This window comes from Kitasatospora sp. NPDC029367 (assembly GCF_055569135.1).
Genome location: NZ_JBVHYH010000072.1, coordinates 16,773 through 38,044, shown reverse-complemented (window position 1 = coordinate 38,044; position 21,272 = coordinate 16,773). Strand labels below are relative to the sequence as shown.

15 protein-coding genes and 1 pseudogene are annotated in these 21,272 nt (G+C 74.3%); 8 read left to right on the top strand and 8 right to left on the bottom strand.

Translation table 11 applies throughout. The features are described from left to right. Nucleotides 1–71 precede the first annotated feature (71 nt). The 3 genes from ACZ4W5_RS30155 (at nucleotide 72) to ACZ4W5_RS30145 (ending at nucleotide 6,785) form a co-directional block, all read left to right on the top strand. Entirely contained in the window at nucleotides 72–1,571 is a 1,500-nt protein-coding gene (locus tag ACZ4W5_RS30155) for an MFS transporter (RefSeq protein WP_465658075.1), read from the top strand. Nucleotides 1,572–2,573: 1,002 nt separating this feature from the next. Next, the gene (locus ACZ4W5_RS30150; protein WP_465658074.1) at nucleotides 2,574–6,257 is read left to right on the top strand and encodes a SpoIIE family protein phosphatase; all 3,684 of its coding nucleotides are present in this window, start codon (nucleotides 2,574–2,576) and stop codon (nucleotides 6,255–6,257) included. A gap of 123 nt (nucleotides 6,258–6,380) precedes the next feature. Further along, nucleotides 6,381–6,785, top strand: coding sequence for a nuclear transport factor 2 family protein (locus ACZ4W5_RS30145; protein WP_360238696.1), 405 nt, complete (start codon nucleotides 6,381–6,383; stop codon nucleotides 6,783–6,785). Between the two features lie 93 nt (nucleotides 6,786–6,878). Here the strand turns inward: ACZ4W5_RS30145 and ACZ4W5_RS30140 are convergent, their stop codons facing one another. From ACZ4W5_RS30140 to ACZ4W5_RS30130, 3 genes are all read right to left on the bottom strand, one after another. Continuing rightward, complete coding sequence (locus tag ACZ4W5_RS30140; RefSeq protein WP_465658073.1) at nucleotides 6,879–7,946, bottom strand: S-adenosylmethionine:tRNA ribosyltransferase-isomerase; 1,068 nt, start codon at nucleotides 7,944–7,946, stop codon at nucleotides 6,879–6,881. Next, nucleotides 7,943–8,725 carry an SDR family NAD(P)-dependent oxidoreductase gene (locus ACZ4W5_RS30135; RefSeq protein ID WP_465658071.1) on the bottom strand — a complete coding sequence of 261 codons (783 nt, stop codon included), beginning with the start codon at nucleotides 8,723–8,725 and terminating at the stop codon, nucleotides 7,943–7,945. Before ACZ4W5_RS30135 ends, ACZ4W5_RS30140 begins: the two co-directional genes overlap by 4 nt. 163 nt (nucleotides 8,726–8,888) lie before the next feature. After that, the gene (locus ACZ4W5_RS30130; protein WP_465658070.1) at nucleotides 8,889–9,836 is read right to left on the bottom strand and encodes an RluA family pseudouridine synthase; all 948 of its coding nucleotides are present in this window, start codon (nucleotides 9,834–9,836) and stop codon (nucleotides 8,889–8,891) included. Between the two features lie 177 nt (nucleotides 9,837–10,013). Here ACZ4W5_RS30130 and ACZ4W5_RS30125 point away from each other — a divergent pair, with 177 nt between their 5' ends. Next, nucleotides 10,014–11,102, top strand: a complete 1,089-nt coding sequence (locus ACZ4W5_RS30125; RefSeq protein WP_360238688.1) for a PP2C family protein-serine/threonine phosphatase — start codon at nucleotides 10,014–10,016, stop codon at nucleotides 11,100–11,102. Nucleotides 11,103–11,260: 158 nt separating this feature from the next. Beyond that, a complete protein-coding gene (locus tag ACZ4W5_RS30120) occupies nucleotides 11,261–11,647 on the top strand; it encodes a DUF3224 domain-containing protein (RefSeq protein WP_465658068.1) in 387 nt (128 codons plus the stop codon). 137 nt (nucleotides 11,648–11,784) lie between these two features. Here the strand turns inward: ACZ4W5_RS30120 and ACZ4W5_RS30115 are convergent, their stop codons facing one another. Further along, nucleotides 11,785–12,627, bottom strand: coding sequence for a poly-gamma-glutamate hydrolase family protein (locus tag ACZ4W5_RS30115; RefSeq protein WP_465658066.1), 843 nt, complete (start codon nucleotides 12,625–12,627; stop codon nucleotides 11,785–11,787). 271 nt (nucleotides 12,628–12,898) lie between these two features. Here ACZ4W5_RS30115 and ACZ4W5_RS30110 point away from each other — a divergent pair, with 271 nt between their 5' ends. Beyond that, nucleotides 12,899–13,663: a DUF5995 family protein gene (locus tag ACZ4W5_RS30110; RefSeq protein WP_465658065.1), complete on the top strand. Its 765-nt coding sequence runs from the start codon at nucleotides 12,899–12,901 to the stop codon at nucleotides 13,661–13,663. Nucleotides 13,664–13,676: 13 nt separating this feature from the next. Here ACZ4W5_RS30110 and ACZ4W5_RS30105 read toward each other — a convergent pair whose 3' ends face one another. Then, nucleotides 13,677–15,116: a GuaB1 family IMP dehydrogenase-related protein gene (locus ACZ4W5_RS30105; RefSeq protein WP_360238680.1), complete on the bottom strand. Its 1,440-nt coding sequence runs from the start codon at nucleotides 15,114–15,116 to the stop codon at nucleotides 13,677–13,679. Between the two features lie 303 nt (nucleotides 15,117–15,419). Between ACZ4W5_RS30105 and ACZ4W5_RS30100 the strand changes: the two genes are divergently transcribed. Then, the gene (locus ACZ4W5_RS30100; RefSeq protein ID WP_360238700.1) at nucleotides 15,420–16,904 is read left to right on the top strand and encodes an SDR family NAD(P)-dependent oxidoreductase; all 1,485 of its coding nucleotides are present in this window, start codon (nucleotides 15,420–15,422) and stop codon (nucleotides 16,902–16,904) included. Between the two features lie 24 nt (nucleotides 16,905–16,928). Next, nucleotides 16,929–17,279, top strand: a pseudogene (locus ACZ4W5_RS30095) (nucleotide triphosphate diphosphatase NUDT15); the annotation flags it as partial. A gap of 237 nt (nucleotides 17,280–17,516) precedes the next feature. On the opposite strand, the gene ACZ4W5_RS30090 reads toward ACZ4W5_RS30095, so the two are convergent. From ACZ4W5_RS30090 to ACZ4W5_RS30080, 3 genes are all read right to left on the bottom strand, one after another. Continuing rightward, nucleotides 17,517–19,751: an ABC transporter permease gene (locus ACZ4W5_RS30090; RefSeq protein WP_465658063.1), complete on the bottom strand. Its 2,235-nt coding sequence runs from the start codon at nucleotides 19,749–19,751 to the stop codon at nucleotides 17,517–17,519. Next, nucleotides 19,748–20,434 (bottom strand): ABC transporter ATP-binding protein, encoded by a 687-nt coding sequence (locus tag ACZ4W5_RS30085; RefSeq protein WP_360238674.1) that lies wholly within the window; start codon nucleotides 20,432–20,434, stop codon nucleotides 19,748–19,750. Before ACZ4W5_RS30085 ends, ACZ4W5_RS30090 begins: the two co-directional genes overlap by 4 nt. Nucleotides 20,435–20,507: 73 nt before the next feature. Beyond that, nucleotides 20,508–21,032 (bottom strand): PadR family transcriptional regulator, encoded by a 525-nt coding sequence (locus ACZ4W5_RS30080; RefSeq protein WP_465658061.1) that lies wholly within the window; start codon nucleotides 21,030–21,032, stop codon nucleotides 20,508–20,510. Between the last annotated feature and the right edge of the window lie 240 nt (nucleotides 21,033–21,272).

Genomic DNA, 21,272 nt, shown 5'->3' with positions numbered 1-21,272 from the left:
GTGGTAGCGTCCCACTCGAGACGAAGGTTCATTCACCAGACCCATCGGCCCGCCCTCCGGAGGGAACACCCATGTCCCCCGCACCACCTGCCGCGTCCGCACTGCCCGGCCTGCTCGTCCGGGCCCGCCGGTCCGTACGGCCGCTCCGGCCCGAGCAGCCCGTTCGACCCGCCCGGCCTGTTCGGCCTGGTGCCACCCTGGCCGTCACGGCGGCCGCCACCGCCCTGGGCACCGTCGCGTACACCGCCCCCACCGCCTCGCTCGCCGCCACCGCCCAGGCCGCTCACCTCGGCGCCACCGGCCGAACCTGGATCCTCACCGGCACCCTCGTCGGCATCTCGGCCCTCCTACTCACGGCCGGCAGCGCCGCCGACGACCACGGCCGCAAACGGGTCTTCACCTCCGGCGTGCTGCTGTTCGCCGCCGCCGAGGCCCTGGCCGCACTCGCCCCCGACGGCAGCGTCTACCTGGCTGCCCGGATCCTGCTCGGCGCCGCCTCCGCCGCCGTCCTCGCGCCCGCACTCGGCCTGATCAGCCACGCCCACCCGGCCGGGCCGCAACGGATCCGGGCGCTCGGCGTCTGGGGCGCGGCCGTCGGCCTCGGCATCGCGGTCGGACCGGTCTACGGCGCGCTCGTCCAGCAGTGGGCGGGCTGGCGGGCGGTCGGCGGCGGACTGGCCGTCGTCTCGGCCGCCGTCGCCGTCTGCGCCGCCGTCCTCCTCACCGAGTCCCGGGCCGAACGGCCCCGCGCCCTGGACCCGTACGGCGTGCTCACCCTCGCCGCCGGAACCACCCTGCTCATCGCCGGACTCGCCGAGGGCCGTGACGGCTGGGGGCGAGCCTCGGTGGTGACGCTGCTGGTCGGCGGGGTGCTGCTGCTCGCCGCCTTCGCGGTGGTCGAGACGAAGGTCCGCGAGCCGATGCTCGACCCGGCCCTGTTCCGCAGCCCCGGCTTCCTCGCCGCGACCGGCGGCGCCCTGTTCACCGGGCTCTCACTGGTCGGCTTCATGAGCTACCTGCCCACCCTGCTCCATGGCGTGCTCGGCCTCTCGGGCCTGGCAGCGGGCGGCGTCCTCGCACTGTGGTCCGGACTGTCCGTGGTCGCCGCCCTCCAGGCCCGCCGACTGGCCGCCCACCTGTCGGCCACCACCCAGGTCGCCCTCGGCCTGCTCGTCTGCGGCGTCGGCGAGGCCGGACTGTACGGCCTCGGCCCCGACTCCTCGTGGCTGCGGCTGGCCCCCGGCCTGGCCGTGGCCGGCCTCGGCAGCGGCGTCCTCAACGCGGCCCTCGCCCGGCTGGCGGTGAGCAGCGTCCCCGCCCACCGCGCGGCCATGGGCTCGGGCGCCAACAACACCTCCCGCTACCTCGGTTCCGCCCTCGGCGTCGCCGCGACGGTCGCCCTCGCCTCCTCCGCCCACCCCCGCACCCCCGGCCCCGAGGCCGCCGCCCACGCCCTCGCCACCGGCACCGACCGCGCGGTCCTGCTCGCCGCCACCCTCTGCCTCCTCGGCGCAGCCCTCGCCCTCACCGCCCGCCACGCCGAACGCCGCACCCACCCCACGCCCCGCTGACCGGGCACGCGCCCAAGAAACCGCCCCACCCGACTTCTTACGCAGGCCAACCGGCCACCTGGAGTAGAAAAGGCCGCTTGGCCCCCACCCCAACCACCACAAGAAGTCGAACCCGTCGACTTCCCACACACAGCCACCGAATACGCACCGGCCCCCCGATACGGCCACACGGAACGTCAACCCGGCCGACTTCCCACGCACGCCCACACCCGAACACGAACCCACCAGCCACCCGCGCGAACGGCAGCCTCGCCCCAACCCGAGCCAACAACGCAGACAGTCGGACCCGCCCACTCCCCCACGCACAGCGCCAGGCAACCCATGCTCGCGTCTACTGCCGCTCGGCACGGGCGCAGGGCACACAGAACGTCGACCCAGCCGACTTCCATGCACGCCGACACCCCAACACGAACCAACCGACCTCCCTGGGCCACAAGGACCACCCGGTCCCGCCCCGAGGCCGACACAGGAAGTCGAACCCGCCGACTTCTTACGCAGGCCAACCGGCCACCTGGCGCTGGAAAGGCCACTTGGCCCCGCCGCAACCAACACAAGAAGTCGAACCCGTCGACTTCCCACTCACAGCCACCGAATACACGCCGGGCAACCCGTGCGCGCGGCTACTGCCCGCTCGGCAGGGACGCAGACCGCACAGGACGTCGGTCCGGCCGACGGTCCTTGCCGCGAAGTCGAGCCGACGATGCAGGAAGTCGGGGCCGCCGACTTTCTGTGCAGGGCCCGGCCCGCGAGTGGGGGGCCGCGTCGGTGGGGTTGGTGAATCGTCGGGCATGGAGGGTCTACGGGTGGTTGGGGCGTGCGTGGGCGACGGGGCGTCGCGTAGCTGACCCGGGCGGGGCCGGGGGGGATGTCCGGTGCCGGAGCGGGTTCAACCCACTCGCGCGCCCGGCCCGGCCGGGTGCGGGGCCACGAGGGGCGGGGCGCGGGGGCTGCGTGCGAGGATGGCAGGGCTGGTGGGAACGAGCTCCGGGCGGTTCTCTGGCCATGGTGGACGATGACGCGCAACGCCGGGGGGAGCCGCAGCAGGGCGCCCTGCTGATGGTGCCGATCGCCACGGCGCTGATCGAGGCCGACGGGCGGATCCTGCACTGGAGCGGCGACGCGGAGGCACTGCTCGGTTACCGTGCGGACGAGGCGGTGGGGGCGAAGGCCGCCCGGCTGCTGACCTCGGACGAGCACCGGCCGGAGGTGCTGGAGCTGTTCCGGGAGATCCTGGCGGGCCGCGAGTGGTCCGGGGTGTTCCCGGTGCGGCACCGGGACGGGCACCTGGTGAACCTGGAGTTCCGGACGCATCCGGTCCGGGGGCCCGGCGGTGAGCCGCTGGTGCTGGCGGTGGCGTCGGAGGTGACGACGCTGCGCCGGATCCAGGCGGACCTGGCCGTGCTGGACGGGTTCTTCACCCAGTCCCCGGTCGGCATGGCGGTGTTCGACACCGCCTTGCGCTACGTCCGGCTGAACGAGGCCCTGGCGGTGTCGAACGGCCTGGCCGTGCCCGAGCATCTGGGCCGCCGGCTCACCGAGGTGCTGCCCGGGATCAACGGCGACGAGTCCGAGGCGGTGATGCGGCAGGTGCTGGCGACCGGCCGGCCGGTGGTGGACTTCCGCACCCATGGCCGTACGCCCGGGGATCCGCAGCGGGACCGGGCCTGGTCGGCCTCGTACTTCCGGCTGGCGGACCGGAGCGGGCGGGTGCTCGGGGTGAGCGCGACCGTCATCGACGTCACCGAGCGCTACCGGGCCGATGCCCGGGCGGCGAAGGCGCAGGAGCGGCTGTCGCTGCTGGTCGACGCGACCGCCTCGATCGGCACCACGCTGGACCTGCGGCAGACCGCCCGGGAGCTGGCGGACGCGATGGTGCCCCGGGTCGCCGACATCAGCGGGGTGTTCGCGCTGGAGGCGCTGATCGCCGGGCGCAACGTCGAGCCGCCGGCTCCGGACGAGGCCCAGCTGGTGCGCCGGCTGGCGCTGGCCACCACCGATCCGCTGTACCCGGCCGACGCGCTGCCGGTGGACTCGGTGTACGAGCTGCCCGCGGACTCCCCGTACGCCCGGGCGCTGATCACCGGGCGGACGGTGGTGGTGCCGTCCTGGGAGCTGTCGCCGCTGGCCGACGCGCTCAGCGAGAGCCGTCGCCGGGCGTTCCTGGGCGACCGCCCGCGCTCGGTGCGGATCACCCCGCTGGTGGCCCGGGGCACGACGCTCGGCATGGTGGTCTACTCGCGGCGCGGCGAGCGGGAGTCCTTCGCGGAGGCGGACATCACGCTCGGCGACGAGCTGGCGTCGCGCGCGGCCGTCGCGATCGACAACGCCCGGCTGTACCTGCGCCAGCACCAGACGGTACTGGCCCGGCAGCAGGCGCTGCGCGAGGCGAAGGCCGCGCAGGAGCGGCTGGCGCTGGTGAACACGGCCTCCGCCCGGATCGGCACCACCCTCGATCTCGACCGCACCGCCCACGAGTTGGCCGAGGTGGCGACGCCCCGGCTGGCGGACACGGTGGTGGTGGAGGTGTTGGAGGAGCTGGTGCGGGGCGAACGGGAGCCGCGCGCCCCGGCGGACGGTTCGGCGCTGCTGCGGCGGATGGCGTTCCACTCGGTGAGCGGTTCCACCCTGGCGCCGATCGCCCGGCTGGGCGGGGTGCACCGGTTCCTGCCCGGTTCGCCGTACGCGTGGAGCCTGGCGCACCGCAGGCCGGTGCTGGTGCCGCGGATGGACGAGGAGGGGCTGGCCTGGTTCGCCGACGATCCGGTGCGCACGGCCGCGGTGCGGGAGCAGAACGTGCGCTCGTTCATGGTCGTCCCGCTGATCGCGCGCGGTAATCCGGTCGGTGTGGCGGGCTTCTACCGGACCCTGGTGGAGCGCCCGTACGAGGACGAGGACCTGGCGCTGGCCGGGGAGTTGGCCGTACGCGCGGCGGTGTCGATCGACAACGCGCTGCTGTTCACCCGGGAACGGGACGCGGCCGCCGCCCGGCAGCGGGCGCTGGACGAGGCCTGGGCCGCCCAGCAGCGGCTGGGCCTGCTGAACGAGGCCAGCAACCGGATCGGCACCACGCTCGATCTGCACCGCACCGCAAGGGAGTTGGTGGAGGTGGTGATCCCGCGCTTCGCCGACTTCGTGACGGTGGACCTGCGCGACGCGGTGCTCGGCGGCGAGGAGCCCGGGCCGGTGCCGAGGGACGGGCCGGTGCTGATGCGGGCGGTGGCGGTCGGCGAGTCGGCGCCGGACGGCAGCATGACGGCGGCCGCGGACCAGGTCGGCGCGACCTCGCAGTCGGCCGAGGTGTACGCGCAGAGCCTGCGCTCCCGGCGCTCGATCCTGGTCTCCGAGGTGACGGAGCAGGAACTGCGGCGGATCGTCGCCTCCCCCGACCGGGTGGAGCCGGGGCTGGCCGCCGGGGTGCACTCGTACCTGATGGTGCCGTTGGTGGCGCGCGGACTGGTGCTGGGCGGCGCGGAGTTCGTCCGCACCCACAATCCGGCGCCGTTCGGCCCGGCGGACCGTTCGCTGGCCGAGGAGCTGGCCGCCCGTACCGCGCTGGCGATCGACAACGGCCGGCTCTACCGGCGGGAGCGGGACACCGCACTGACCCTCCAGCGCAGCCTGCTGCCGCAGGAGATCCACCGCACCCTCGGCCTGGAACTGGCCTACCGCTACCTGCCGAGCAGTGTGGTCAGCGAGGTCGGCGGCGACTGGTTCGACGTGGTGCCGCTGTCCTCCGGCCGGGTCGCCCTGATCGTCGGCGACGTGATGGGCCACGGCATCAGGGCCGCCGCCACCATGGGCCAACTACGGACGGTGGCAAGGACGTTGATCACCCTGGAGCTCAACCCGGTGCGGGTCCTGCACCGGCTGGACGAGGCCACCGCGGCGCTCGGCGAAGGACAGTTCGCGACCTGCGTCTGCGTGATCTACGACCCGGCGGACCGCAGTTGCACCGCCGCCTGCGCCGGTCACCTGCCGCCCGTCGTCGCCGACACCGAGGGCAACGCCCACCTGCTCGAACTGCCGCCGGGTGCACCGCTGGGCGTGGGTGGAGTCCCGTTCGAGAGCGTCGAGTTCACCCTCCCCGAGCAGGCCATCCTGACCCTCTACACCGACGGACTGGTCGAGCGCCGGGGTCACGACCTGGACGAGGGGCTCGAGTTGCTCTGCCGCACGGTCGCCGACCGGCGCCGCTCGCTGGAGCAGACCTGCGACGTCGTCCTGACCCGGCTCACCGGCAGCACCCCGGAGGACGACATCGCCGTCATCATGGCGCAGGTCCGCCCGGCCGGCGCCGACCGGATCGCCGCCCTGCCGCTGACCGGCGACCACGCGATGGTCGCCCACTCCCGGCGCTTCACCCGCGAGACGCTCACCGCGTGGGGCCTGGCCTCCCTCGCCGACTGGGCCGAGCTGCTCACCAGCGAGCTGATCACCAACGCCCTGGTGCACGCCGGATCGCCCGTCCAGCTCCGGATGTTCTGCGACCGGGTGCTCACCGTCGAGGTCGCCGACCGGGAGAGCGAGACACCCCGGATCCGGCGCGCCCACAACGAGGACGAGGGCGGCCGCGGCATCCACCTGGTCAACGAGCTGGCGTACCGCTGGGGCAGTCGCCGGACCGGGGACGGCAAGGTGGTCTGGTTCGAGCTGGAACTGCCGCCGGACTTCCCCCCGCCTGCGTGAACAACCGCGGGTTGTCGGCCCGGGCCGGGGGTTGTTGGCCGCCGGGGTGGCCGCGGGGCTTTGCTGGTGCCACGGCCGGGGAGCCCCGACCGGACGGACCACGACGAGCCCCAGGAGCCCAGCATGCCGCAGAACGATGCCCGCACCGTCGTCACCGAGTACGTCACCCGGCTCGCCGCAGGCGAACTCGACGCCGCCGTGGCCCTGTTCGCCGAGGACGCCACCTGGACCTACCCGGGCAACCTGGCGCTCTCCCGCACCTGGCGAGGCAAGCAGGAGATCTTCGGCGACTTCCTCGGCCAGGTCGGCACCCTCTTCGCCTCCGACGGCCTGCCGAGCCTCACCCTCACCGGCGTCCTCGCCGACGGCCCCCAGGCGGTGGCCGAGTGGACCGCCGTCGGGACGGCCGCCAACGGCGCCCGGTACGAGAACCACTGCCTGGGCGTGTTCACCGTCGAGAACGGGCTGATCACCGCCGTCCGCGAGTACCTGGACACCGACCACGTGGCGCGGACCCTGCTGGCCTGAACCGCTGCCGGCCTGAACCCCGGCCGGCCTGAACCCCGGCCGACCGACCGGCAGTCGGCCGCGGCACCGGCTCAGCCCGGCAGCAGCACGGCCTCAGTTCGGCAGCAGCAGGTTGACGTCCCCGAACTCGTGCCACAGGTACCGCTGTTGCACGGCCTCGCGGTAGCAGGCCGCCAGCAGCGGGCGGCCCGCGACAGCCGCCAGCATCAGCAGGTGCGAGGCGAGCGGTTCGTGCCAGCCGGTGAGCAGGCCGTCGACCGCGCGCACCCCGCGCTCCGGGGTGATCACCAACTCCGTCCAGCCGTCCGCCTCCTGGAGCGTGCCGTCCGGCGCGACCGCCGACTCCAGCGCGCGGACCACGGTGGTGCCGACGGCGATCACCCGGCCGCCCTCGGCCCGGACGTGGCCGACCAGCCGGGCGGTGGCCGCCGGAACGTGGAAGCGCTCCGCGTACGGAGCCTCGTGCGCCTCCGGCGAGGCCACCCCGGTGTGCAGGGTGACCGGCGCCACCAGCACGCCCCGACCGGCCAGCCGCGCCACCGTCTCCGGCGTGAACGGACGGGCGGCGCTGGGCATTTCGCTGCTGCCGGGGACGGTCGCGAAGACCGTCCGGTAGGCCTCGATCGGCCAGTCACGGTCCACGTAGCCGTACCGGATCGCCCGGCCGTGCTGGTCCAGGTACGGCAACAGGGGGGCGGGCAGGGACAGTTCGGCGTACCAGAGGCGGGCGGTGAAGGGCTGCACCAGTACCGCCGCGCCGCCCGCCGGCAGGGCGACCCGCAGGCCGGGGCGGGCCGGGGACTCCTCCGGCGGGTAGTAGGCCGCGGCCGCGCCCGGCACCGACCGGCGCAACTCGACCAGGTGGGAGCCCTGTCGGTCGGGCTGGGCGGAGGACAGGTGCAGCGCCACCGGGCTGCCGTCGGGCAGTCGGCCCGGCAGGGCGGCCGGGACGGTGGCCGAGTTGTTCACCACCAGGAGGTCGCCCGGGCGCAGCACCTCGGGCAGCTCGGTGAAGAGGCGGTGCTCGACGCCGCCGGTGTCGCCCCGGCCGACCAGCATCCGCACACCGTCCCGGGCCGTGCCGCGGGCCTCCGCCGGTGCGCGGGCGGAGAGTTCGGGCGGGACGGTCACGTCGAGGCCCAGCGCGGCCAGGCCGGTCATCGCCCGCCCCGACCGAGGGCAGGGGCGGGGGCAGGTCCGGGGGCGGGAAGGGCCGCCAGGTCCTCGGCGCGGTAGCGGCCGGACGGCGTGCGGTGGTGCAGCAGGTCGAGCAGCAGCGGGGCGACCTGTTCGGGCAGCGGCTCGCCGGAGATGTCCTCCCCGGGGCTCGCCTCCTGCAGCATCTCGGTGCGCATGCTGCCCGGGTCGACCGCCCAGACCCGCAACTCCGGCTCCTCCCGGGCGAGTACGGCGGTGGCCTGGTCGAGCGCGGCCTTGCTGGCGCCGTAGCCGCCCCAGCCGAGGTAGGGCTCCACGGCGGCGTCCGAGCTGATGTTCAGCAGGGCCCCGGCGTGGTCGCGCAGTTGCGGCAGGACGAGCTGGGTGAGGGCGATCGGGGCGAGCGCGTTGACCTCGAAGAGCTCCAGCAGGTCCGGCAGCGGGAAGTCGGCCAGTCGGGGCAGCGGTTCGCCGCCGGGCGCGGCGGCGCCGTTGAGTGAACCGGCGTTGTTGATCAGAAGGCTCGCGCCGCCGAGGCGGTCGGCGGCCGTGGCGAGGTGGGCCCGGTGGTCGTCGTCGACGATCGAACCCGGCAGGGCGACGACCTCGGTCAGGGCGGACAGTTCGGCCGCGGCCCCGGCGAGTGCGGTCGCGCCCCGGGCGGTGATCACCAGCCGCCAGCCCTCGGCGGCGAGGGCACGGGCGAGGGCCAGTCCGAGGCCGCGGGAGGCACCGGTGACCAGGGCGACGGGAGCGGAATCGGTGTGCTGCGCTGCGTTCATGGCCCAACCATCGCGCCACCGGGCGGGCCGCGGATCGGCCCCCGGGACCGGGACCCGGCCCTCCGTTCGTCCTAGACCGCCAGCCGGACCTAGGACCGGGACCCTGGTCGCCCGCACCCCCGTCAGCCGGTCGGCCCGGACGGCCCGCACCCCCGGCGGGAGGTCAGCCCCCGGCTGCCCAGCCGGACGGGTCGTCCCACGCGGCGAGCGTGCGGCGGCTCTCGAAGCGCCGCTCCCGGCCCGTCAGCGGATCGGTGAACTCGACCGTCGAGGCCAGCAGTTGCAGCGGTCGGCGGAAGTCGTCCGGGGCCGGTTCGGGCAGCACCACCGGGTAGACCGGGTCACCGAGGATCGGCACGCCGAGGCCGCTCATGTGCAGCCGCAGCTGGTGGGTGCGCCCGCTGAGCGGCCGCAGCCGGTAGTGGCCGAGGCCGTCGCGCCGCTCCAGCAGCTCGATCCGGCTCTCGCTGTTCGGCGGCGCGTCGAGCTCCCGGGCGGCGATCACCCCGCGCTCCTTGACGATGTGGCTGCGCACCGTGCGCGGCAGTGCCAGGTCCGGGTCGTACGGGGCGACCGCCCGGTACTCCTTGCGCACCTGCCGGTCGCGGAAGAGCGTCTGGTAGGCGCCGCGGTCCTCGGGGCGGACCACGAACATGGCCAGGCCCGCGGTGAGCCGGTCGATCCGGTGGGCGGGGCTGAGCGCGGGCAGGTCGAGGGCGTGCCGCAAGCGGGAGAGCGCCGTCTCGATGACGTGCCGGCCGCGCGGGGTGGTGGCCAGGAAGTGCGGCTTGTCGACCACCACCAGGTGCTCGTCGCGGTGCAGCACCACCAGTTCGAAGGGGACGGGCACCTCCGCCGGGAGGTCCCGGTAGAACCACAGGTGCGCGCCCGGGCAAAACGGTTCCTCGGGGGCGACCGGGCCCTGCTCGCCGACGATCTCGCCCGCGCGCAGCGCAACGTCGATCCGCGCCGCCGCCACTGCGGGCAGCCGCTCGACCAGGTACTCCCGGACGGTCGGCCAGTCGCCTTCCAGGGGCAGCCGCAGGTGCACCGGGTCCACGCCGAGGCGCTGCGGGAGGGGGGAGGCCGGGCGGCGGTTCTTGCGTCTCATCTCCCGGCCCAGCCTAGTGCGCGCCCCGGCCGCCCCCGGGGCGAGGTGCCGGGAGGGTCCGAGCACCGGCACGCCGCCGGTGCGCCCCCGCGCCGAGGTGCTGACCCGGGGCGGGGCGGGGAAAGTGGTTCGAAGGCCTTCGGGCCCTGGAGCTTCCCGACCACTGGAGGAGAACGCGTGAGCGCCGACGGCCCGGACGGGCTTCCGCCGCTGCACCTGCCACGGCGGACCCGGCTGCTGCTGTACGGCGCCCTCGTCCTGCTGGTCGCCGCCGTGGTGGCCGCCCTGGCGATCGGCCCCGGAGCGACCCTGTCCCCGTTGCTCGCGGTGGCCCCGGTGCTCGCCGGGGCCACCACCCGCAAGGCCCGGGTGCCGCTGCTGGTCGGGGCGGCGGCGCTGCTGGCGGTCGGCGCGCTGGAGTCCGACAACACCCAGCTGCCGCTGTCGGTGCGGATCAGCGTGCCGGTCACGGTGCTGGCGGCGACCCTGGCCAGTGCCGCCAGTGTGGTGCTGGTGGCGGCCCGGGAGCGGCAGCTGTACCAGGTCCGGACGGTGGCCGAGGCGGCCCAGCGGGCCCTGCTGCGGCCGCCCGCCGAACGGATCGGGCCGCTGCGGCTGGCCGTGCGGTACGTCGCGGCGACTGCGGAGGCCCGGATCGGCGGGGACCTGTACGCCGTGGTGGAGACCCGCTTCGGGGTGCGGATCCTGCTGGGCGACGTGCAGGGCCACGGGCTCCCGGCGGTGGAGACGGCCGCGGACGTGCTGGGGGTGTTCCGGGAGGCGGCCCGCACCGAGCCCGACCCCGGGCGGCTCGCCGAGCGGCTGGACGCGGCGCTCACCGCGCGGCCGGGCGACGGCCGGTTCGCCACCGCGCTGCTGCTGGACGTACCGGCCGGCCGGGAGCCGGTGCGGGTGGTGAACTGCGGCCACCCGCCGCCGCTGCTGCGCCGGGCGGGCCGGGTCGAGGAACTGGCGCCGGCCGTCCCCGCGCCGCCCCTGGGCCTGCGCGAGCTGACCGGGGAGGACTACTCGACCAGCCGCTTCGATCCGGGCCCGGGCGACCTGTTGCTGCTGCACACCGACGGGGTGTCCGAGGCCCGGGACGCCGAGGGCCGGTTCTACCCGCTGGCGGAGCGGCTGCCCGGGCTGCACGGCAGCAGCCCCGCCGACCTGCTGGACGCCGTGCTGGCGGACGTCCGGGGCTGGGTCGGGGACGCCGGGCTGGCGGACGACGCGGCCCTGCTGGCCCTGCGCTGGGACCACTGAGGCGGGGGCGCCGGGAGTGCGGGAGGCGGCCGCGGACGCGATTGTCAGTGGCGTGTGCAACGCTTCACGCACGGTCGCCGGAGTCGACCGTAGGGGTCGGAGTGCGTGCCGGGCGGCGCGTGTCGACGGTGCCTGAGAACGGACGAGGGGAGCGTGTCATGGCCGAGGCGAGCGGGTCGTTCGAGGTGACGGCGTTCGAGCCGGTGGAGACGGAGCAGCGCGAGGGCGCGGCGTTCGGCCGGGTGCGGATCGCCAAGACCTTCACCGGTGGGCTGAGCGGTCGCGGCGAGGTGCGGATGCTGTCCGTCGGCGACGCTTCGGGCGGGCCGGCCTCGTACGTGGCGGTGGAGCACGTGACGGGCGAACTGGACGGGCGCAAGGGCTCGTTCGTGCTGCAGCACGCGGCCTGGGACACCACGGGTGTGACGATACGCGTGGTGCCGGGCACGGGGGCGGGTGAGCTGGCCGGGATCACCGGCGAGTTCCGGCTGTCCGTCGACGCGTCCGGCGCCCACACCTACGTGCTGGCGTACGAGCTGGGCTGACGGCCGGCGGGCTGGTGCGAGCCGAGCCGGTCCGGAACGGGCCGGTGCGGTGCGGGGCGGGCCGGTGCGGTGCGGGGCGGGCCGGTGGCGGGCCGGGCCGGGCCCGGCCGCGACACGACCCGCACCGTGTCCGCTGCTCAGAGGATGGGCTGGGTCGCCTCCAGGCGCTGGATCGCGGTCCGGACGGCCGTCGCGAAGCTCCAGAACAGGGGCAGCGTGTTGGCGGCGCGCTCGGCCCGGGTGTTCTTCCCGGGGGCGAACATCGCGGCCCGCAGCTCGGTGGTCAGCTCCAGCTGGGCACCTGCGCCGAGCATGCTGCGGTTGCAGATGTTCTCCGGAGAGACGCCGGCGATCTCCTCGTCCGCCGTGGCGGTGACGGCGCGGATGCCCGCTGCGCCGAACTCCTCCATCAGGTACTGGCGGAGGGTGGAGTTCAGTCCGCCGACCAGCACCGCCCGGGCGCCCGCCTCCAGACCGGCCTGGCCGGTGGTGCAGCCGTGCAGCGAGAGCACGTTGAGGCTGCCGGAGCACATCGCCCGGACCACGGTGTCGTCGCAGTGGGTCGAGGTGACGTGTAGCGCGCTGTTGTTGGAGGGGCGCAGGCCCTCGAACATCCAGAAGTCGTGCACCGGCCCGGCGGCCGGGGTCGGGGCGAGGTCGGCGGGGTGGTATCCGGCGACGGCCAGGCACAGCTCGGAGGTGCCGGCCTCGATGCCGCCGCCGTGCGGGGCGATGACGGTGGTCCGGATGAACGCCGGACGGCCCTGCGGGCTCTGGTCGTCGATCAGGTGCCGGCGGTAGCGGCGGCCGTAGTCGACGCCCTCGACGAGGCTCGGGTCGGAGTACAGCGCGGTGTTGGAGGCGTACTGGTCGGCGGCGCTCGCGGGGGTGCTGCCCACGACGGCGCCGAGGGTGCTGAGGGCCGGGGCCGCGGCGAGCGCGGCGATCAGGGTACGACGGTTGATCACGTTCGGGATCATGACAGGAGGTGGGGCATAGGTAAAGTCAGCACAAAGCAACGACCAAGTCTGCACCCCGCTTCGGTGGGGGCGGCCTGAACGTGTGACACCGGCTCCGCGGACGCGCGCCGCGACCGCCGGGCCTGTCACCACGCTGCCACGATGATGCGATCAGTGCACGATCCGCATCGGAGGGTGGCACATGCCCAGCACAGCGACAGGCCCTGCCGCAACAGCCCCTGCAGCAACGGCCGCCACGCTTGCGGCCCGCACGCCGGCGTCGGTCGAGGAGGTGGTCGGACGGCTGCGGGAGATCGCGGCGGCCCTGCCCCTGGCGGACGGGGTGGCGGTGTTCAACCGCCTCTACCTCACCGTCACGGAGGCGGTCCGCGACCGGCTGGCGGACGGGTACTTCACCGATCCGCCGGCGTTGGCCGAGCTGGACGCACTGTTCGCCGGGCGGTACCTGCTGGCCGTGGCCGCCGACGCGGCCGGTCAGGACCCGCCCGCCTGCTGGCGGCCGCTGTTCGCGCTGCGCGCCCACCCGGGCGTGCACCCGCTGCAGTTCGCGCTGGCTGGAATGAACGCCCACATCCAGCACGACCTGCCGCTCGCGGTGGTGGAGCTGTGCCACCGCCGGGGCTGCGCACCGGCCGGGGTCGAGCAGGACTACCACCGGATCAACGGGGTGCTGGCCGAGGTGGAGTCGGTGGTCCGGGAGCAGCTGCTGCCCGGGTGCGCCGAGCCGCTCACCCACCTGCTCGGCGCCTGGTCGGTCGAGGCCGCCCGGGAGGGGGCCTGGTCCGCCGTCCAGGCGCTCTGGGAGCTGCGCGGGCTCCCGGCCGCCGCCCGGGCCTTCGCCACGATGCTGGACGGCTCCGTCGGGCTGCTCGGCCACGCGTTGCTGCTCCCACTGGTGCCGTACGACGACCCCGACGGCCGCACCGAGCACGACGACCGTACCGACCCCGACGGCCGTACCGAACACGACGACCGGCACGGCGAGGGCGGGCCGGGCCCCGGAACGGCCGCGGGCGGGCTCGACCGGCTCGGCTAGCCCACCGGCCCGATCAGGCCCAGCTGGAGTGCAGCGGCTTGCCCTCGGCGTAGCCGGCCGCGCTCTGGACGCCCACGATCGCCTTCTCGTGGAACTCCTCCAGGGTGTTGGCGCCCGCGTAGGTGCAGGAGCTGCGCACGCCGGCCACGATCGAGTCGATCAGGTCCTCGACGCCCGGGCGGGCCGGGTCGAGGAACATCCGGGAGTGCGAGATGCCCTCCTCGAACAGCGCCTTGCGGGCCCGGTCGTAGGAGGAGTCCTGGGCGGTGCGGTTGCTGACGGCACGGGCCGAGGCCATGCCGAAGCTCTCCTTGTACTGACGGCCGTCGGCGGCGGTCTGGAGGTCGCCCGGGGACTCGTAGGTCCCGGCGAACCAGGAGCCGATCATCACGTTGGAGGCGCCGGCGGCCAGCGCCATGGCGACGTCGCGCGGGTGGCGCACGCCGCCGTCGGCCCAGACGTGCTTGCCGAGCCGGCGGGCCTCGGCGGCGCACTCCAGGACGGCGGAGAACTGCGGCCGGCCGACGCCGGTCATCATCCGGGTGGTGCACATCGCGCCGGGGCCGACACCGACCTTGAGGATGTCCGCGCCCGCCTCGACCAGGTCGCGGACACCGGCGGCGGAGACCACGTTGCCGGCCACGATCGGGATCTGCGGGTCCAGGCCGCGCACGGCGCGCAGCGCGCTGATCATGCTCTCCTGGTGGCCGTGCGCGGTGTCGACGACGAGCACGTCGGCGCCGGCGTCGATGAGCGCCTTGGCCTTGCCCGCGACGTCGCCGTTGATGCCGACGGTGGCGGCGATCCGCAGCTTGCCGTTCGCGTCCACGGCCGGGGTGTACAGGGTGGCGCGCAGCGCGTTCCTGCGGGTCAGCAGGCCGACCAGCTTGCCCTCGCCGTCGACGACGGGGGCGAGCTTGCGGTGCGCCTCGGTGAGCTTGTCGAAAGCGGTGCGCGGGTCGAGGCCCTCGTCGAGCAGCAGCAGGTCGCGGGACATCACGTCGGCGAGGCTCGTGAAGCGGTCGACGCCCTGGCAGTCGGACTCGGTGACCACGCCGACGGGCTTGTCGTCCTCGACCACCACGAGGGCGCCGTGGGCGCGCTTGGGCAGCAGCGAGAGGGCCTCGGCGACGGTGGCGCCGGGGGCGAGGGTGATCGCGGTGTCGACCACCAGGTGGCGCTGCTTGACCCAGGAGATGACCTCGGCGATGACCTCGGTGGGGATGTCCTGGGGGATGGCGACCAGGCCGCCGCGGCGGGCGACGGTCTCGGCCATCCGGCGGCCGGCGATGGCGGTCATGTTGGCGACGACCAGCGGGATGGTGGTACCGGTGCCGTCGTTCGAGGAGAGGTCGACGGCCTGCCGGGAGCCCACGGAGGAACGGCTGGGGACCATGAAGACGTCGTCGTACGTCAGGTCGTACGAGGGCTTGAGGTCGTTCAGGAAGCGCATGAAGGGGGCTCTCCGGCTGGGGGAAGGTACACCTCGGGTGCGGTTGCGGCGATGCCGCCGGGGCGCACTCGGGCGCCCGGCACCCAGCATTCGATTGTCCGTGAGGGTGGGGGCAAATGCCAGTTCGAGCAGCATTGCTGGGTGTGCACACAAAGCATGATCAATGCTCCGCGCGTAGACATGTGCGATCCTCCAAGGCCCGGCTCCCAGCTCCGGCTTTCGCCCCGGCCTGGGCCGCTCCCGTAGCATTCAGGCGGTAACGGCGGGGCGATCGGGAAAGCAGCGGGCGTGAGCATCGAGCAGATGGACATCGAGCAGGGTCAAGGCGAGGAGGAGATCGACTACGGTCCGGGCCTCGACCCCGAGCGGCTGAAGCTCTGCCTGGAGGTGCTCGCCGAACTCGACACGCTGCACGTCGACCACCCGGACGCGATCACCGTGCGCCAGGCCGTCGGCGGCATATTCCGGACGCTCAAGCAGCGCCGCCGCCAGGAGACCCGGGCCCGCAAGACCGCGAACGACCGCGAGGTCACCGCCCGCACCGCCACCGGCGCCCCGACCCGGATCGACGACGAGACGGCCGGCGCCTTCGGCCTGACCACCGTCACCACCACCGAGATCGCCGGCATCCTGGAGCGCCCGCGCTCCTGCTACACCTGCAAGACCCGGTACGTCGAGGTCGACGCCTTCTACCACAACCTGTGCCAGAAGTGCGCCGTGCTGAACCGGTCCCGCCGGGACGCCCGGACCGACCTCACCGGCAAGCGCGCGCTGCTCACCGGCGGCCGGGCCAAGATCGGGATGTACATCGCGCTGATGCTGCTGCGCGACGGCGCCCACACCACCATCACCACCCGCTTCCCCAACGACGCGATCCGCCGCTTCACGGCGATGCCGGACAGCGCCGACTGGATCCACCGACTCAAGATCATCGGCATCGACCTGCGCGACCCCGCCCAGGTGATGGCCCTGGCCGACGAGGTCGCCGCCGACGGCCCGCTGGACATCCTGATCAACAACGCGGCGCAGACCGTGCGCCGCCCGCCGGAGTCCTACCGCGAGCTGGTCAACGCCGAGTCCGCCCCGCTGCCCGCCGGCGAGCTGCCGCAGGCCACCACGATCGGCCGCTTCAACAGCGGCAGCGTCGACCTGCCCGCCCTCCCCCAGCAGGCGGGCGGCGGCGAGCAGCGGCTGGCCGCCGAGGACGTCACCTCGCTCGCACTGGTCACCGGCTCCGCCACCCCGGCCCGGATCGAGGCCGGGACGGCGATCGACGCCGGCGGCCTGGTACCCGACCTCGCGCCCACCAACAGCTGGGTGCAGACCGTGAGCGAGGTGGGCCCGGTCGAGCTGCTGGAGGTCCAGCTCTGCAACTCCACCGCGCCGTTCATCCTGATCAGCCGACTGCGCCCGGCGATGGCCGCCTCGGCGTCCCGCCGCAAGTACGTGGTCAACGTCTCCGCCATGGAGGGCGTGTTCCAGCGCGGCTACAAGGGCGCCGGCCACCCGCACACCAACATGGCCAAGGCCGCGCTGAACATGCTGACCCGCACCAGCGCCCAGGAGATGTTCGAGTCCGACGGCATCCTGATGACCGCCGTCGACACCGGCTGGATCACCGACGAGCGGCCGCACCCGGACAAGATGCGCCTCGCCGACGAGGGCTTCCACGCCCCGCTCGACCTGGTCGACGGCGCGGCCCGGGTGTACGACCCGATCGTGCGCGGCGAGGCCGGCGAGGACCTGTACGGCTGCTTCCTCAAGGACTACGAGCGCGGCAACTGGTGACCACCCGAAGGAGCTGACGGCGAAGTGACGACCGCACCGGTGCTGGGCGCCGGGATCATCGTGCCCACCGGGGACGGCCGGGTGCTGGTCGGCCGCCGCACCACGGCCGGCGAACCGCCGACCTGGAGCCTGCCCGGCGGCAAGGTCGACCCGGGTGAGTCCTTCGAGCGGACCGCGGCCCGCGAACTGGCCGAGGAGACCGGGATCGTGCTGCCGGCCGAGCGGATGCGGGTGCTCGCCGTGCACCTGGACCACGAGCTCGGCCGGCCCCGGCTGACGGCCGCCGTGCTGGCGCCGCCGAGTCTGGCCGAGGCCGTGGTCACCGAGCCGCACGCGTGCGCCGGCTGGGAGCGCTTCCCGGTGGACGCGCTCCCGGAGCCGATGTTCTACCCGTCCGCGCTGGTGCTCGGCAGCTGGCTGTCGCAGTATGCCCCGGCGGTACGGCCCGCGACGCACGGCTACCCCGTCGCCCGCGGAGCGCGGGCGACGGGGCAAGCGACGGGGGCAACCGGCGGAGTCAAGCGACGAGGCACCCGGCCGGGCAAGCGAGAAGGCAAGCGACGGGCCACCCGACGAGGCACCGGGCGCGGGCGGTCAACTCGACTACCGCGCTCAGCCGTTGCGGGCCGCCTCCGGCCCGGTGATCCGCCGCAGCAGCGGCAGGGTCGAGGCGATGATGCCCAGCGAGGCGACCAGGCCGAAGCCGGTCAGTCCGTAGTACGTCAGGCCCGGCGAGGCCAGGGCGTAGTCCATCTGGGACTTGAGGAACATCGCCGCCGCGGCGAAGCCCGTCCCGATCGCGAGCGCCGAGACCACCAGCAGCGGCAGCGCGCTCTCCAGTCCGACCACCCGGCGCAGCAGCCGCAGCGGCGCACCGGTCAGCCGGAGCATCGCGAACGGCCTTCTGCGGTCGGACAGTCCGGCGACGACGCTCACCGCGAGGCTGCACCCGGCGACCGGCAGGGTGGTCAGCAGCACCACGTTGGCCAGCTGCCGCCAGCCCTGGAGCTTCCGCTGCCCCTCGGAGGAGTAGTCGTCGGCCATCCTGGTCACGTACGCCGGGAACGCCTCGGTGAACAGGGTCCGCAACTGCTCCTTGGCCGCCTGGGGGCCGTCGGTGGTCGCGTAGACGATGAACACCGGGAGGGCGGCGGCCTCCTCGGCGGAGAGCGGCGCCGCCGGCCACTCCTTCTCCGGGTGCGCCTGGAGGTCCAGGACACCGTTCCGGTCGACGGCCGCGACCTCGGCCCCGGGGGCGCAGTGGCCGACGGCGGGGATCTGCGCCAGTTCCGAGCAGCGGACCAGGACGGGCACGGTCCGTTCCCGGCCGTACCGCGACGCACCGATCCCGGCCGGGTTGTCGTGCAGCAGCGCCATCCCCTCGAAGCCGGGGACGGCTCGGGCCCGCGCGATCACCCCGTCGGGCACCGAGGGGAGCACGGCGGACCGCTCCGGGCCGAGCAGCGGGGTGGCCACGACCGCTTTGCGGACCTCGGGGGCGCCGTCGAGCGAGCCCCGGTTCAGGTTGATGGTGGTCATGATGCCCAGGGTCGCGGTGGTCACGAACAGGGCGAGCACCAGGCCGGCGACCGAGCGGAAGCCCGCCCGTGGATCGTCCGACAGACGGCGCATCGCGATCAGCGAGGCCGGCCGACTGGTCCGTCGGGCCACCGCCCGGGCGGTGGCCATGGTGAGCCAGGGACCGGCGATCACCAGACCGAGCATCACCAGGACGAAGCCGGTCAGGTACGCCAAGGACTGCCCGTCGGTGGTCCTCGGGTGGTCGCCGACGAAGTAGCCGAGCTCGGCGAGACCGGCCACCAGCGGCGCCAGCCGCCAGGGGCTCGGCGGCTTCGGGGTGACCCGGCGGGAGACCCCGAGCGGCGAGACGGTGACCCGGCGCAGCGCGAACCGGGCGGCGAGCGCGGCCGCCAGCGGCACGCCCAGCGCCGCACCGACGGCCTGCGGCAGGCTCAGCGAGAGATCGGTGGCGAAGAACCGGTCACCGGTGAACGGCACGTCGGCCGCCAGCGGCCTCAACGCGAAGTACAGGCCGAAGCCGAGGACCGTACCGGCCACCGCCGCGACCGCGGACTCCACCGCCGAGATCACCGACACCTGGCCCGGTGTGGCCCCCACCAGCCGCATCGCGGCGTAGCGCTGCTCGCGGGTGGCGGCGGACAGCCGGGTGGCGGTGCCGATGAAGATCAGCACCGGGAAGATCAGCGCGGCGGCCACCACGGTGAGCACCAGGACGAGCGCGTCCCCGTGCACGCCGGCGCCGTAGCAGTCGTACTCGCAGTCGGTGGGCAGCGTGGTGGCGATGCTGGTGACGGTGGTGGCCCGGGGCAGCGCCCGGACCTCGTCGGCGGTGCGGCCGATGACCACCGCGAGGGTGTCCGGGGAGGGCAGCGCTTCCTCACCGAGGGTGCCGACCTGGCGGCCCGGGAAGCGGTCGCCCAGTTCGACGGCCGGGGTCTCGCGCAGCAGCTTCGCGAGCGCCGGGGAGGCGTAGTACTCGCCTGGCGCGGGAAGCCGGCTCAGGCCGGGCACCACCGGCGGGTGGGGACCGGTCGGGGCGAGTTCGGCCTGGAAGACGCTGTTCCCCTGGTAGTAGTCCATCCGAGCGTGCCACCAGAGCGGGTCCGCCGGGGCTACCGCGGTCGCGCCCTTGGCACCCGTGTTCATCCAGGTCTGCCGGGCGTTGCTGCGGTCGATCGCGTTGATGCTGGAGAGCACCGACAGCAGCAGCCCGACCCCGATCGCCACCGCCGCAGCGATCATCAGCAACCGGGCCACGGCCTCCCGGCCGCCGCTGACGGCCAGGCGGAGCGAGAAGCGGATCACGGGGCCACCGATCCGGTGGAGAGCGTACGGGCCTGGCCGTCGCGGACGATCGCCTCGCGGTCGGCGTAGGCGGCGACCCGCGGTTCGTGGGTGACCAGGATGACGGTGGTGCCCTGCTCGCGGGCCGAGGCGACCATCAGCTCCATCACCTGCTCGCCGGTCAGCGAGTCCAGCGCGCCGGTCGGCTCGTCGGCGAACAGCACCCGTGGCCGGGCCACCAACCCCCTTGCCAGCGCGACGCGTTGGGCCTGGCCGCCGGAGAGCTCGCCGGAGCGGCGCTGCTCCAGGCCGTCCAGGCCGAGCCGGGCGAACCAGGGGCGGGCCTGGGCCAGCGCGGAGCCCCGGCGGACGCCGTTCAGCAGCAGCGGCAGGGCCACGTTCTCCTCGGCCGTCAACTCCGGTACCAGCTGGCCGAACTGGAAGACGAAGCCGAACTTGTCGCGGCGCAGGGCGCTGCGCTGGGCCTCGCTCATCCGGTCCAGGCGCTGCCCGTCGAACAGCACCTCGCCGGCGTCGGGCACCAGGATGCCGGCCAGGCAGTGGAGTAACGTCGACTTGCCCGAGCCGCTGGGGCCCATGACGGCGAGCACCTCGCCGGCCCGGACGGACAGGCTCGCCCCGCGCAGGGCGGGCGTCTCGCCGAAGGCGAGGGCGAGGTCGCGGGCCTCGATGACGGCACTCATGCGCCCGCCTCGCTTCGCTCGGCGGGCGCTTCGCGCAACTCGCACCTCTTGACGATTCGCTCACTCCGTTCACTCATGCGCGCACCTCCGCGGCGAGCGCGTCCAGCCGGGCGGCGGTGAGGTCGATCCAGCGCAGGTCGGCCTCCAGGTGGAACAGGCCGTGGTCGGCGAGGAGGGCGTCCACCAGGGCGCCGGTGCGGCGCAGGTCGGTGAGTTCGCGCATCCGGCGCAGGTGGGCGGCGCGCTGGGTGTCCAGGTACAGCTCGGCGTCACGGCCGAGCAGCAGGGCCAGCACCACCTTGGTGAACAGCACGGACTGCAGGGTGGGTTCGGGGGCGACCGGCTCCTGGAGCCAGGTTTCGAACTCGGTCGCCCCGGTCTCGGTGATGACGTAGCGCTTGCGCTCGGGCCCGTCGCCCGGCTCGGCCTCACCGGCCATCACCTTGCCGTCGCGGGCCAGTCGGCCGAGGGTCGCGTAGACCTGGCCGTACGGGAGGGGCTTGCCCCGGCCGAAGAGGGAGTCGTAGTCGCGCTTGAGGTCGTAGCCGTGGCTCGGCTCCCGCTCCAGCAGCCCGAGGAGGGTCAAAGGAACACTCATGCGGAGGACCATACACCAGGGATATACACCGAGTGTATATCCGCCGAGAACAAGCCGCTGACCTGGTGGAACGTCAACTCCTCGACAGGGGCGGGCAGAAGGCGGCCCCCACGGCCGCCCCCTGCTCCGCCGCGGCACGGCCCGGTACCCCCACGGTCGCCGGACCCGGGCCGCACCCAGGCACGGAGGGCGCGGCCGGAGTCCAGCCTGCCCGGCCCGGCGGCCGCTGCCGAGGGCCGA